13 protein-coding genes and 1 pseudogene are annotated in these 13,162 nt (G+C 64.8%); 5 read left to right on the top strand and 9 right to left on the bottom strand.

Features of this window, described 5'->3' with window-relative positions:
* Nucleotides 1-3: 3 nt before the first annotated feature.
* The 4 genes from GTP77_RS16490 to GTP77_RS16475 form a co-directional block, all read right to left on the bottom strand.
* Nucleotides 4-645 carry a hydrolase gene (locus GTP77_RS16490; protein ID WP_161073245.1) on the bottom strand — a complete coding sequence of 214 codons (642 nt, stop codon included), beginning with the start codon at nt 643-645 and terminating at the stop codon, nt 4-6.
* A 98-nt stretch (nt 646-743) separates the two neighbouring features.
* Nucleotides 744-1,913 carry an MFS transporter gene (locus tag GTP77_RS16485; protein WP_161073315.1) on the bottom strand — a complete coding sequence of 390 codons (1,170 nt, stop codon included), beginning with the start codon at nt 1,911-1,913 and terminating at the stop codon, nt 744-746.
* Nucleotides 1,914-2,104: 191 nt separating this feature from the next.
* Nucleotides 2,105-3,583 (bottom strand): cytochrome B6, encoded by a 1,479-nt coding sequence (locus GTP77_RS16480; protein ID WP_161073244.1) that lies wholly within the window; start codon nt 3,581-3,583, stop codon nt 2,105-2,107.
* Nucleotides 3,584-3,655: 72 nt separating this feature from the next.
* Nucleotides 3,656-4,666, bottom strand: a complete 1,011-nt coding sequence (locus GTP77_RS16475) for an LLM class flavin-dependent oxidoreductase (protein WP_161073243.1) — start codon at nt 4,664-4,666, stop codon at nt 3,656-3,658.
* A 118-nt stretch (nt 4,667-4,784) separates the two neighbouring features.
* On the opposite strand from GTP77_RS16475, the gene GTP77_RS16470 reads away from it, so the two are divergent.
* Together GTP77_RS16470 and GTP77_RS16465 are read left to right on the top strand one after the other, a co-directional pair.
* A complete protein-coding gene (locus tag GTP77_RS16470) occupies nt 4,785-6,296 on the top strand; it encodes a dipeptidase (protein WP_161073242.1) in 1,512 nt (503 codons plus the stop codon).
* Nucleotides 6,297-6,605: 309 nt separating this feature from the next.
* Nucleotides 6,606-7,481: a TraB/GumN family protein gene (locus GTP77_RS16465; RefSeq protein WP_229202230.1), complete on the top strand. Its 876-nt coding sequence runs from the start codon at nt 6,606-6,608 to the stop codon at nt 7,479-7,481.
* Nucleotides 7,482-7,495: 14 nt separating this feature from the next.
* On the opposite strand, the gene GTP77_RS16460 is transcribed toward GTP77_RS16465, so the two are convergent.
* Nucleotides 7,496-7,945, bottom strand: coding sequence for a hypothetical protein (locus GTP77_RS16460; RefSeq protein WP_161073240.1), 450 nt, complete (start codon nt 7,943-7,945; stop codon nt 7,496-7,498).
* Between the two features lie 152 nt (nt 7,946-8,097).
* Here GTP77_RS16460 and GTP77_RS16455 point away from each other — a divergent pair, with 152 nt between their 5' ends.
* Complete coding sequence (locus GTP77_RS16455; protein WP_161073239.1) at nt 8,098-8,403, top strand: hypothetical protein; 306 nt, start codon at nt 8,098-8,100, stop codon at nt 8,401-8,403.
* Here GTP77_RS16455 and GTP77_RS16450 read toward each other — a convergent pair.
* Nucleotides 8,400-8,795: a VanZ family protein gene (locus GTP77_RS16450; protein ID WP_161073238.1), complete on the bottom strand. Its 396-nt coding sequence runs from the start codon at nt 8,793-8,795 to the stop codon at nt 8,400-8,402. The two genes, GTP77_RS16455 and GTP77_RS16450, sit on opposite strands and share 4 nt — an antisense overlap.
* A 358-nt stretch (nt 8,796-9,153) precedes the next feature.
* A complete protein-coding gene (locus GTP77_RS16445) occupies nt 9,154-9,918 on the bottom strand; it encodes an SDR family NAD(P)-dependent oxidoreductase (RefSeq protein ID WP_161073237.1) in 765 nt (254 codons plus the stop codon).
* Nucleotides 9,919-10,012: 94 nt separating this feature from the next.
* Here GTP77_RS16445 and pyrF point away from each other — a divergent pair, with 94 nt between their 5' ends.
* Nucleotides 10,013-10,837, top strand: a complete 825-nt coding sequence (gene pyrF / locus GTP77_RS16440; protein WP_161073236.1) for an orotidine-5'-phosphate decarboxylase — start codon at nt 10,013-10,015, stop codon at nt 10,835-10,837.
* 44 nt (nt 10,838-10,881) lie between these two features.
* On the opposite strand, the gene sbcB is transcribed toward pyrF, so the two are convergent.
* Entirely contained in the window at nt 10,882-12,330 is a 1,449-nt protein-coding gene (sbcB, locus tag GTP77_RS16435) for an exodeoxyribonuclease I (protein ID WP_161073235.1), read from the bottom strand.
* A 91-nt stretch (nt 12,331-12,421) separates the two neighbouring features.
* Between sbcB and GTP77_RS16430 the strand changes: the two genes are divergently transcribed.
* Nucleotides 12,422-12,967 carry a DUF5610 domain-containing protein gene (locus GTP77_RS16430; protein WP_161073234.1) on the top strand — a complete coding sequence of 182 codons (546 nt, stop codon included), beginning with the start codon at nt 12,422-12,424 and terminating at the stop codon, nt 12,965-12,967.
* A gap of 88 nt (nt 12,968-13,055) precedes the next feature.
* On the opposite strand, the pseudogene GTP77_RS31240 reads toward GTP77_RS16430, so the two are convergent.
* Nucleotides 13,056-13,162: pseudogene (locus tag GTP77_RS31240) on the bottom strand (IS110 family transposase); the annotation flags it as partial.

Below are 13,162 nucleotides of genomic sequence, written 5' to 3'. Positions count from 1 at the left end.
TTATTACTTGCCGCCTTCGTTGGCGTGCTCGCCCAGGATCTGCTTGGCGTAGCGGACGCCGATGCCGTAGGCCGAGTGGGCCTTGAAGATGTCCATGCAGCCGTCGTAGGTCTCGCCGCGCGCCCAGTCGCGCTGCAGTTCGCACATCCATTGCAGCGAGTTGGTCGGCGTGGCGCCGGCCTGCACCATGCGCTGTACGGCGCGCTCGTGCGCTTCCACGGTGGTGTCGCCGCAAGCGTCGGTCGGCACGAAAATCTCATAGCCTTCGGCCAGCATCTGCAGCGTAGGGAAGGTCACGCACACCTCGGTCCACAGGCCGGCGATGATGACGCGCTTGCGGCCGGTGGCCTTGATCGCTGCCTTGAAGCCCTCGTCTTCCCACGAGTTCATCGAGGTACGGTCGATGGGCTTCTGGTCCGGGAACACGGACTGGATTTCCGGAATCAGGTGGCCGCTGAAGGTCTCGGAGGCGATGGTGGTGAGGATGGTCGGCACGCCGAACAGCTTGGCGGTCTTGGCCAGGATCTGCGCGTTGTGCAGCAGGGCGGTGCGCTCGTGCGACATGGTGCCGAACAGCATTTGCGGCTGGTGGTCGATCAGCGCCAGGACGCAGTCTTGCGGGTTCAGCAGGGTGTTGTAGGACATTGTGTTCTCCATGAAAAGAGGGGGTGGCAAAGTATGTTCACACTTTGCCAGCTTTGCCTTATTTGTACGTCTGCTATAAGGACTGCCCCCGCTCTTGCTTAGGAGAGAGCGGCGTGTTTCCTGCCCATGAATTCGGTTGCGTAGACCAGCGTGGCGATCAGCGGGAAGGCCAGTCCGGTCAGCAGCACGCCGTGCCAGCCGTGGTGCGCATACATCCAGGCGCCCAGCGAGGAACCGATGGCGCCGCCGCAGAAAAACACCGCCATGTACAAGCCGTTGAGGCGGCTGCGCACGTCCTCGCCCAGCGCGAAGATGGCGCGCTGTCCGGTGACCAGGCTGGCGGACACGCCCGCGTCCAGCACGATGGAGGCGGCCACCAGCAAGCCCAGGTCGAACACGCGGCCGCCCTGCAGCAGCAGCGGCGCGCCGAAGGCGATCAGCGCGGCGGCCAGCGCCATGCCGGTGGTGGAGCGGCTCTTGCCCTGGTCGGCGCGGCGGCCGGCGAAGGGCGAGGCGATGGCGCCCGCCACGCCGGCCAGCGCGAAGATGGCGATGCCGGTCTGCGACAGATTGAAATAGGGCGTGGCCAGCACCAGCGGCACGGTGGTCCAGAACAGGCTGAAGGCGCCGAACATGCAGGCCTGGTAGGCCGCGCGGCGGCGCAGGATGGGCGTGGTTGCCAGCAGGCGCCACATCGAGCCCAGCAGGGCGCCGTAGGGCATGGTGGCGACGGGCTGGCGCTGCGGCAGCTTGCGGTGCAGCAGCAGTGCCAGCAAGGCCGTGCCTATCGCCGACAGCACGAAGATGGCGTGCCAGTTGAAGGCGTCCGTGACCAGGCTGGACACGGGGCGCGCCAGCATAATGCCCATCAGCAGGCCGGACACCACCTTGCCCACGGTCTGGCCGCGCGTGTGCGGCGGCGCCAGGTGGGAGGCGAAGGGCACCACGACCTGCGCGGCCACCGAGCCCAAGCCTATGCACAGCGCGGCGGCCAGGAACAGGGCGGCGTTGCTGGTGCTGGCGGCCGTCAGCAGCGCCAGCGAGGTGGCGGCCAGGCAGGTGACGATCAGGCGCCGGTTCTCCATCAGGTCGCCCAGCGGCACGATGAAGATCATGCCGAGGCAGTAGCCAATCTGCGTCAGCGTGACGATGAGCCCGGCCGCGCCGGCCGACAGGCCGGTGGCGCGGCTGATGGGGCCGACAAGCGGCTGCGCGTAATACAGGTTGGCGACGATGAGGCCGGTGGCGGTGGCCAGCAGCAGCACCATGCCGGGGGAAATCCCGGGCATGGCTGTGGTTTGGTGGGTGGTCAACTGGGACTCCTGGGGGCGAACGACAAGTGCCAGCGCCCTGCTCATTGATAGGCGGGCACAGCGGGACAGTCATTGTAGTGGGGAATCCCGATTCCTGCAGGCGCCCGCCGATATAGGAGGTATATGCGGCGGGGGGATATACGGCGCTACAAGGTGCGCAGGAAGGCGGTCAGGTCGGATTTTTCTTTGTCGCTGAGCTTGGTTTCAAGGATGAGGTTGAAGAACTCCACCGTGTCTTCCAGCGTCAGCAGGCGGCCGTCGTGCAGGTAGGGCGGGGATTCCTTGATGCCGCGCAGCGGGAAGGTCTTGATGGGGCCGTCTGCGGTGGCCATCATGCCGTTGATCATGCGCGGCTTGTAGAAGCGCTCGGCTTTCAGGTTGTGCATCAGGTTGTCGGTGTAGTAGGGCGCGGCGTGGCAGCTGGCGCACTGGGCCTTGCCGAAGAACAGCGCCTGGCCGCGCAGCTCGGCTTCGCTGGCCTTGCGCGGATCGAGCTTGCCGTCGATGCCGAGCTTGGGCGCGGGCGGGAAGTCGAGCAGGGCCTGGAACTCGGCCATGAAGTGCACCTGGCTGCCGCGCTCGAGCGGGTTGACGCCTTTCTTGGTGGCGATGACCGGATCGCCGTCGAAGTAGGCGGCGCGCTGCTCGAATTCGGTGAAATCCTCCACCGTTTTCAGGGCGCGCTGCGAGCCGAACAGGCGCTGCACGTTGAGGCCGCGCAGCGTGGGCGTGTCGATGCGGTGGCGGAAGATCTGCGGGCGCATGTCGCCCACCAGATGGGTGGAGGCGTTGCTGTGGCCGTTGGAGTGGCAGTCCAGGCAGGCCACGCCCCGGCTGGGCCGCTCGGAGCGGCGGTCCTCGGTCTGGTTGAACTGCTGCTGCGGGAAGGGCGTGAGCAGCAGGCGCAGGCCTTCCAGCTGCTTGGGATTGAGCAGGCCGTTGAACATGGCGTGGAAGTTGTCGATGGTGAGCAGCTTGCCGCCGGAGACGTCGCCCAGGTCGCTGCGGGTGGTGAGGAAGATGGGCGCCGGGAACTCGGGCAGGAAGTGGTCGGGCAGGTCGAAATCGAGGTCGAAGCGGCCCAGATCGCGCTGCTCCTGGCGCTTGATCTCGTCGATGTGGAACTGCGGGAACAGCATGCCGCCTTCCGCGTGGTTGGGATGCGGCAGCGGCAGGAAGCCGGCCGGGAACAGGTCGCGCGCGCGGATCTCGGCGGGATCAAGCTCGGCCAGCCGCTGCCAGCTGGCGCCCGCAGGCAGCTTGACGCGCACGCCGCCTTGCACCGGCTTGCCACGGAACATGGTGGCCCCGCTGGGACGGTTGGCCAGGTCGTAGCGCTGCGCCAGCAGTTCGCGCTGGCGCTGCATCAGCCCGGCGCGCGCGGCGCGCATGCGGGCCAGCGTGGTGTTGAAATCCTCGGTGATGTCCACCTTCATGTAGCTGGTGGGATGCTCGCCGGCGCCGGCCGCAGGCGCAGGCTGCTGCGCTTGCTGCGCTTGCTGCGCGCCCGCTTCGCCGGGCGGCGCGGCCGTCACGGCGAAGCACACGCCGGCAATGGCGGCCGCCGCTGCCAGCGCAGCGAGACGCAGGGCAATTGCCAGTGGGATGGCGGATGTGGTTTTCATGGTGCTCTCCTGCTGCGTGGCCGGGCAATTCGCCCCATTCCAGTTAAGCAGGCAGGAGAGCTACATCAATGCCTAAGGCCGGTGCGTTTGCGCTGGCTCAAGCCGCTGCCGGATGCCGGCCGTGATGTCGTAGGAATGCAGGCGCTTGGCGTGCTCGAAGATTTGCGAGGTGATCATCAGCTCGTCCGGCCGGGTGCTGTTGATGAAGGCCTGCAGCTGGCTGGCCACGGTGTCCGGCGAACCGATCGCCGAGCAGGACAGCACCGAGTCGAGCATGGCGTTTTCCTGCTGGCCCAGCGTGCCGCGGTAGTTGGCCATGGGCGGCGGCAGCTGCGACGGGCGGCCGGTGCGCAAGTTGACGAAGGCCTGCTGCATGGACGTGGCGAGCAGCTGCGCTTCCTCGTCGGTGTCGGCCGCAAACACATTGAAGCCCAGCATCACATAAGGCTGGGCGAGCTGCGCGGACGGCTTGAAGTTGGCGCGGTACAGCGCCACCGCCTGCATCATCTGCTGCGGCGCGAAGTGCGAGGCGAACGCATACGGCAGGCCGAGGTGCGCCGCCAGCTGCGCGCCGAACAGGCTGGAACCCAGTATCCACAGCGGCACCTTGGCGCCCTTGCCGGGCACGGCCAGCACGTGCTGGCGCGGCGAGTCCGACATATAGTCCTGCAGCTCCAGCACGTCCTGCGGGAACTCGTCCGAATCCGACGCCAGGTTGCGGCGCAAGGCGCGGGCGGTGGTCTGGTCGGAGCCGGGCGCGCGGCCCAGGCCCAGGTCGATGCGGCCCGGATGCAGCGCCTCCAGCGTGCCGAACTGCTCGGCGATCACCAGCGGCGAGTGGTTGGGCAGCATGATGCCGCCCGCGCCCACGCGTATGGTCTTGGTGCCGCCGGCCACGTGCGCCATCACCACCGAAGTGGCGGCGCTGGCAATGCCGGGCATGCCGTGGTGTTCCGCCAGCCAGTAGCGGTTATAGCCCCAGCGTTCGCCGTGCTGCGCCAGGTCCAGCGTGTTGCGCAGCGAAGTGGACGCATCGCTGCCTAGCGCGATGGGGGAGAGGTCGAGTATGGAAAATGGAATCATGGCTGGGATATGGCGACGCCTGGCTGGGTTTCAATGAAGGCCCTGACGCGCGCATGGCCTTTCCGCTACACTTGCAAAACACTAAAGGTATCCACACCAACATCAAAGACGGGACACAATGCTGAAGAAACTTACCATGACGGCGCTGCTCGTGCAGGCCGCGTTCCAACCGGCCGTGCAGGCCGCCTCCTTGAGCGACGCCGCCACGGCCACCGCCCGCTACGCGCTGGACACTTATCCGCAGCAGATGACCGCCGCGCTGGCCGCCATGGTCAGCTATAACACGGTCGCCGATCCGGCCATCACGGCCGACAAGAATCCCGCTCACCTGGGCTTCAAGCAGCTGCTCAAGGAAGAGGCCGCGCGCCTGGGCCTGGACTACAAGGATCACGGCTACGTGGTGGTGATCGGCCTCGGCGAGAGCGCGGACCGGGTCGGCATTATCACGCACGGCGACGTGCAGCCGGTGAACCCGGCCAAATGGGCCAAGTCGCCGTTCGAGCTGGACAGCACCAGCGAGCCGGGCCGCCTGATCGCGCGCGGCGCCGAGGACGACAAAGGCCCGATCGCCACCGCCATGTATGCGATGAAGGCGATCAAGGACCAGAAGGTGGCGCTCAAGAAGCGCCTGGAACTGTATGTCTACATGGCCGAGGAGTCGGACTGGGCGCCGCTGGAGGCTTTCCTGAAAGACCACGTGCCGCCGCAGATGAACATCACGCTGGACGCGGAATATCCGGTGGTGACGGCCGAGAAGGGCTGGGGCATGGTGAAAGTAACCATGCCTGCGCTGCCTGTCCCTGCTGCGGCTGGCAAGGGGCCGCTGCTGCGCGAATTCGCGGGCGGCTTCTTCGGCAGCCAGATTCCGGAAGACGCCAGCGCCGTGATCGCCAACGCCACGCCCGCGCTGGAGAAGCAGATCCGCGCGCGGGCCGCCAGGCAGAAGGGCATGCGCTACCAGTACGCCTGGCAGGGCCGCGAGCTTAAGATTACCGCGCTGGGCCTGTCCGCGCACTCGTCCAAGCCGGAAGACGGCGTCAACGCCATCAGCATGCTGGCCGACGCGCTCAAGGTGCAGCCGTGGAAGGCCACGGCCGCGGCCGGCATGGTGACCATGCTGAACGACCTGGTCGGCACCGGCATCTACGGCGAACGCTTCGGCAAGGCCGCCTACCGGGACGATTTCATGGGGCCGATGACGGTGGCGCCAACCGTGCTCAAGCAGAAAGACGGCGGCATCGAGCTGAACATCAATCTGCGCCGCCCGCGCGGCAAGGCCACGGCGCAGCTGCAGGCCGAGTTCCAGCAGGCGTTTGACGAGTGGAAGCGCACGCATGTGCAGCAGGCCAGCATCGCCATGCAGATCGGCGAGCCGTGGGTGCAGGCGGACGCGCCGCAAGTGCCGGTGCTGCTGGACGTGTTCTCGCATTACACCGGCATCCAGAATGCCAAACCGACATCGATAGGCGGCGGCACCAACTCGCGTCTGTTCCCCAAAGCGGTGGCCTTCGGTCCCGCCATGCCGGGCACGCCATACACCGGCCATTCCGAGCACGAGTTCATCACCACCAAACAGTTGATGCTGAACCTGCAGATGTACACCGCTGTGCTGGTCGAACTGGCACGTTAAACCCGCAAACTCCGCAGTTTGGTATCACCTTGTTATCGACGCGGCGCGCCTTTGTTGGCGCGCCGCGTTTTATTTTGCGGCTACGTGGCAGTAGGTATTCCCTTGCGGAAAAATAAGCCTTACCATCAGCAGCAATAAGGCTTACTTTCACGCCGGCCGTTACCGAAACCTCATCTTTTCAACATCATCATTTGCAATGCCGGATCGTCAACGATCAGCGGCAGGGGACTTCGCATGCGACGTAAATTATTGTCAGTTTGTGCATTGCTGTTGGCGGTTTGCCAGCCTGCGCTGAGCGCCACCCTGGACATGAGCACACACTCGCCGGCGGTGGGCGCCATTGCCGCGTCCGTCGAGGATGCGCCGCGCCGTGGCGCCCTGTTCAAGGTGCAGCACGATGGCCGTACCAGCTATCTGTTCGGCACCGTGCACGCGGGCAAGCAGACCTTCTTCCCGCTGGAGCCGCAGGTGACGCGCGCGCTGGCCGATTCCAATGCGCTGGTGCTGGAACTGGACGTGCGCGCCAGCGAGCCATTCCAGCAGGCGCTGGCGGCCCACGGCAGCTATCCCAGGGGCGACAGTATCCGCAAGCACCTGTCGGGTGAGACGCTGGCGCTGCTGGAGCAGGCGCTGAGCCGCGCCGGCATGTCGCTGGACAAGCTGGAGCAGTACCGGCCGTGGCTGCTGGCCAATTTGCTGGTCGGCGCGGAAATCGAGCGCAACGGCTATGTGCGCAGCCAGGGCGTGGAGCAGTTCCTGCTGAAAGCCGCCGCGCAGCAAAGCAAGCCGCTGCGCGAGCTGGAGAGCGCGGATTATCAACTGGGCCTGTTTGCCAGCATGGACGACGCGCAGCAGGAAACCTATCTGCGTGAAAACCTGGCCGAGCTGGCCAGCGGCGCGGCGCTGAAAAAGACCTCCAGCCTGATCGACGCCTGGAGCCGCGCGGATGCGCCAGGCATCAACGCGGCCTGGCAATCGATGGTGAGCGGCGGCAGCGTGTCCGCCGCCTTTATGGAACGCACCCTGCTGGGCAAGCGCAATCCCGAGATGGCTGCCTCGATCGAAAACATCATGAAGGCGGACCGGACTGCCTTCGTTGGCGTCGGCCTGCTGCATTTGCTGGGCGAGCAGGGCGTGCCCGAGCTGCTGCGCCAGCGCGGCTACCAGGTCGAGCAGATTTACTAGGCCGGCCCTACGGGCTATTCGCGCGTGACGACACCGTTGGCGTAGCGCACGCGGTCGCCGTTTTTGTAGCTCGGCATGCTTTCCGCCATCACGGTTTGCGTGGTGCCGTCGTCCATGCGCACAGTGATGCGGTAGACCTTGTCCATGGGCGAACCCATGGTACCGCCGGCCGCTGCGGCGCCGCTGGCCATGCCCATCGACATGCCCATAGCCATGGCGTCCTGCCGCGTTATCTGGTCGATAGACTGCACCACGCCGCTGCCGCTGCCGGTGCTTTGCATGCCTGGACTGGTGCTGGCCCCGGCAGTGCCGGCCATGCTGCTAGTACTGCTGGTACTGCTCGTGGCCTGGCTGCCGGTGTTGCTGGTGCTACTGGTACCCCCGTTCCCCTGCCACTGGCTGTCCGAAGCGCAGCCTGCCAGCGCCATCAGCGCGCAAGCCAGTAAAGTATGTTTTATGTTCATGATGGTCTCCGTTATACGAGCGTCCGCTCGAATAGCTTGGATCGCGGCCGGCAGCAGTCGTTCCTCCTCAAACGCCACTCCTTGATGCGCATCAAACGATTACCCGAAATACATGGCCATAATTGCGTGTCAGAAACTCATAGGGAATGGCTATGTTCAAACGCAGGACGGACAAGGTAATCGAAGATTTGACGGCGGCTACCTGCGGGCTGCACTCAGACAAGCGCCAAAGCTATGTATTGGCGCAAGCATTGCATGGACTGGTGCGCCTGGCGAAAGCCGAGCAGTTGCTGGAAATGCGGATGGACGCGGAAAAAGCCAGCGGCAGCCTGGCCTGCGCCAGCCGCAAGCGGCAGACGCGGGCCATCCTGCGCAAGATCGGCATGGATGTGAAAAGCCGGCAGCGGGAGCTGGAATTCGGCCAGCAGTATCCGGAAGGAAAAGACGAGACCTCTTAGGCAGCGGCCGGGCGGCGGCTCCACAGCAGCCACAGCACGCTGGCCGTGATGATGGCGGAGGCTGTGTCCACCGCCCAGTCCGATATGGCGCCATGGCGGTAGGGCAGGAAGCTCTGCACCAGCTCATCGAGAGCGCCCATGGCCATGATGGTGGCTACCGACTTGACGGCCCGCAAAGCGGCGCTGCCCGTGCTGCCGGTAAATAGCAAAAAGGTCAGCCCGGCGTAGGCGCAGGAGTGCAGCACCAGGCCGGACGCGACCGTGCCGATGTCGCTACGGGCGCCGGGAATCGAACCGAGCACCAGTATCATCAGGTAAAGGGCCAGCGCCGCGCGGTAGCGCAGCTGGGCGTGGGAGGACGTCAGGACGACTTGCTGAAGTAGGGAACGCATAGCGCAAGGATAGCACGCGGGCAAAAAAATACCCGCTGGTTAAAGCGGGCTGGAAAAACCCATTCGGGTCAAGAGAGCAGAGATCGCACGTACAGAATTCGGGTGGTGCGCTCGAGGCGCACCTTACTGCTTGCCACGCATATCGGTTGCATGTGCAGCAGATGAAGCAACTTTACCTACCCCATATGACGCCGTCATGACAAATCTCAAGAGACGGGCAAAAAAAAGCCCGCTGGTTAAAGCGGGCTTCAAACTATTATCTTGGAGGAGAATAGTGGAGACAGGTGTAATTATGCTGCGCTACAGCATATATGTCTAATTTTCATTTTTCATATCAGTCATAATTTTTCAATATAACTCAATCCTTGACCGGCACCGTGTAGTTCAGCGCCATGCGGCCGCCGTCCACGAACAGGGTCTGGCCCGTCATGTAGGAGGCGTCGTCGCTGGCCAGGAAGGCGGCGATGGACGCCACTTCCTCCGGCTCGCCGCAGCGGCCGATCGGCGTGCGCGACAGGATGGTGTGGCGCGCCTCCGGGCTGCCCAGCACGGCTTTCTTGGCCAGTTCGGTCAGGATGGTGCCGGGGCCGATGCCGTTCACGCGGATGCCGTGCTGGGCCAGGTTCAGCGCCATCACCTTGGTCAGCTGGTTGATGCCGCCCTTGGACACCACGTAAGGCACCTGGTCCGGTATCGCCAGTTCGGAATTGACGCTGGACATATTGATGATGCAGCCGCTCTTCTGCTTGACCATCTCGCGCGCCACGGCCTGGCTGCACAGGAACATGGATTTCAGGTTGATGCGCATGACGCGGTCGAAATCGTCCTCGGTAATGTCGAGGAAATCGGCCTTGTGGGTCACGCCGGCATTGTTGATCAGGATATCGATGCGGCCGAACGCCGCCAGGGTTTCCGCGACGAGGGCGTCCACGTCGGCTTTCTGGCTCACATCGGCGGTGCAGAAGCGGGCCTGGTCGCCCAGCGTTTCAGCCGCTTGCGCGCCTTCCGGCTTGATGTCCACCAGCATGACCTTGGCGCCTTCGGCGATCAGGCGCTGCGCGCAGGCGAGACCGATGCCCTGGGTTGCGCCGGTGACGATGGCTACTTTTTGCGAGAGTTTCATATTGTTATCCAGGGGTTGATGGCTATGGAGCGAATTTTACTTCACCCACGCCGGCGTTATAATGGTGGGTTTGCATTTTATGAGAGGGGTGGCCGTGAATTTTATTAACAAGCTGAATGCCGCATGGACGGCCAACGACTCCCTGCTGTGCGTCGGCCTGGACCCGGATATGGCCAAGCTGCCGCCCCAGTTCCAGCAAGACCCGAACGGCATTTTCAACTTCTGCAAAGAGATCATCGACGCGACGGCCGACCTGGCCTGCTCCTTCAAGCCGCAGATCGCCTATTTCGCCGCCCTCAGCGCCGAGCGCCAGCTGGAAGACATCTGCGCCTATGCGCGCGAGAACTACCCGCACATTCCGCTGATACTGGACGCCAAGCGCGGCGACATCGGCGCCACCGCGCGCCAGTACGCGCGCGAAGCGTATGACCGCTACGGCGCGGACGCCGTCACCGTGAACCCCTACATGGGTTCGGATTCGGTGGAGCCGTATATGGAATGGGCCGACCGCGGCGTCATCATCCTGTGCCGCACGTCGAACGCCGGCGGTTCGGACCTGCAGTTCCTGAACGTGGACGGCAAGCCGCTGTACCAGCACGTGGCGCGCCTGGTGGCGGAAAAGTGGAACAGCAATGGCCAGTGCGCGCTGGTGGTCGGCGCCACCTTCCCTGAAGAACTGGCGCAGGTGCGCGCGATTATCGGCGACATGCCGCTGCTGGTGCCGGGTGTCGGCGCGCAGGGCGGGGATGTGGAAGCGACCGTGAAGTCGGGCCGCACCGCCAATGGCGCGGGCATGATGATCAATTCCTCGCGCGCCATTCTGTATGCGGCGCAGCAGCCGGGCGAAGACTTCGCCATGGCCGCGCGCCGCGTGGCGCTGGAAACGCGCGACGCGATCAACGCGCACCGCGCAGGCTGAGCATTGGCGGGTTACGGCGCGATGCGCCTAACCCGCCAGCTCCGTCAATAACGCTGCGGGGCCACCATCTCCGCATAGTCGTAAAGCGCGCCGAGAATCTCCTCGCCGCGCTCGTCGGCCGTCTCGGACAGCTGGTCGATTTCGCCAAACAGCTGCTCCACCGTCCTTGCCCCCGCCGCGCCGTCGAACAGGCGCGCGGCGCGGTGCGCTTCCCAGTGCTCGGCTTCCTGCTCGCTCAAGGTCTGCGGGAAGTTGCGCGCGCGGTAGCGGAACACCAGTTCGCCCAGGCGTGGGTCGTCGAAGGGCGGCGTCATCAAGGCCAGCTTGGCCGGCGATTCCTTGCGCATGGCGTCGAGCAGGCGGCGGTCTTCCTTGCCGACAAAACCGCCATACAAGTCCTCATCCACATCCGTCTGCTCGGCCGCGCCGGGACGGTGGTAGACCTGCGCCCACAGCGCGCCGAGGTCCGGCCCGGCCGCCGCAGTCTGCGCGTGGCGCTTGGCCTGCTCAACGTCTATGCCCCAGCGCGCCGCCATCGCCGGCGACAGGGTCTTGAGGTTGGACACCAGCATGGGCGACTTGTTCAGATGCACGCTCTTGATCGGCAAGCGCGTCACGCCTTCCGGCAGCTCGCTGCTGCGCGTAAACATGCGCATGCGCACCGTGTCCGCGTCCAGGCCGTACAGCTCGCTTGGATCGTAGGCGCAGTCCCAGACAATGATCTCGTTCTTGTTGGTCGGATGCGTGCCCAGCGGCCACACCAGGCCGATGCAGCCGCGCTCGGCAGGGAACATGCCGGACACGTGCAGGAAAGGCTGGCGCAGATGGGGCAGCAAATGCATGCCGATCTCGTCGGCCACGCGGTCTTTCTTGTGCAGCGCAAAGCAGAAGTCCCACAGCTTGGGCTGCTTCTGCTTGATCAGGCGCGCCAGGCCTATGGTGGCGCGCACGTCGGACAGCGCGTCGTGCGCGGACTCGTGCAGCAGGCCGTTGGCGGCGGCCAGGTGCTCCAGGCGGAAGCTGGGCTTGCCGTCCTCGCGCAGCGGCCATTCTATGCCTTCCGGGCGCAGCGCATACGTCATGCGCACCACGTCCAGCAGGTCCCAGCGGCCGCACTGGTTCTGCCACTCGCGCGCATACGGGTCGTACAGGTTGCGCCAGAACAGGAAGCGTGTCACTTCGTCATCGAAGCGGATGGTGTTGTAGCCCACGCCTATGGTGCCCGGCTGGGAGAACGCCTGCTCGATGGTGGCGGCGAACTTGTGCTCGGGCACGCCCCATTCCAGGCATTGCTGCGGCGTAATGCCGGTGATCAGGCAGGACTGCGGGTCGGGCAGGAAGTCGGGCGCCGGCTGGCAGTACAGCATGATAGGCTCGCCTATCTCGTTGAGGTCCGCGTCGGTGCGGATGGCGGCAAACTGGGCTGGCCGGTCGCGGCGCGGCTGCGCGCCGAAGGTTTCATAGTCGTGCCAAAGGAAAGTTTGCTGGCTCATGGATTCGGTTTATTTGTTGGGGATGCGGCTACAGTTCGCCGCTTTCTGGCCGATATGATAAAGGGGAATGGCGCAAACTAGGAGAGCGATTATGGTAAATCCCGCTACATTGAAGTCCGGGGGCGCGACGGCCGAGCCGCTGGCCAAGGCCGGCGCCGCCGCCGATACGGCGCCGCCGCCGCGCGTGCAGGCCAGGCAGCAGCTGAACGCGTCCATCGTGCAGGCCTCGATTTCGGTGGCGATAGGCTCGGGCAACGAGCCGCTGGCGCTGCTCTACAAATCGGCGCTGACCGGCATTAACGAGGCGCTGGCGCCGGATTTCGGTCCGGATGCGATCCAGAACGCTGCCGGGCAGGATAATTCGCCGGAAGGGACGGCGGGGCGCATCGTGTCGCTCAGCACGGCGTTTTTCGATGCGTTCAAGGAACAGAACAAGGGGCTGGACGACGAGGCCGTGCTGCAGAAGTTCATGGACACCATAGGCGGCGGTATAGAGCGCGGCTTCAAGGAGGCGCGCGGGATACTCGACGGCCTGCAGGTGCTCAACGGCGACGTGGCCAGCAATATCGACAAGACCTATGAGCTGGTGCAGCAGGGGCTGCAGCAGTTTGCCGACAGCAAGCGCGCGCCGGCCTGAGGCGGCGCTTGGCGGGTTACGGCGCGCTGCGCCTAACCCGCCCTACGATGGATACGGAGTCTTTGCACCGTAGATACTGTTATGCCGGTCAAGCGTTTTGAAGCTCCTGATTGAATGGTTTGCCAGATTTTAAGACGCCGAAAGCAACGTGGACGAGCTTGCGCATCATGGCGCCGATCACCAGCTTGGCCGGCT

The sequence above is a fragment of the Pseudoduganella aquatica genome, assembly GCF_009857595.1.
GTDB lineage: Bacteria > Pseudomonadota > Gammaproteobacteria > Burkholderiales > Burkholderiaceae_D > Rugamonas > Rugamonas aquatica_A.
This window is presented reverse-complemented; position numbering and strand designations above follow the sequence as displayed.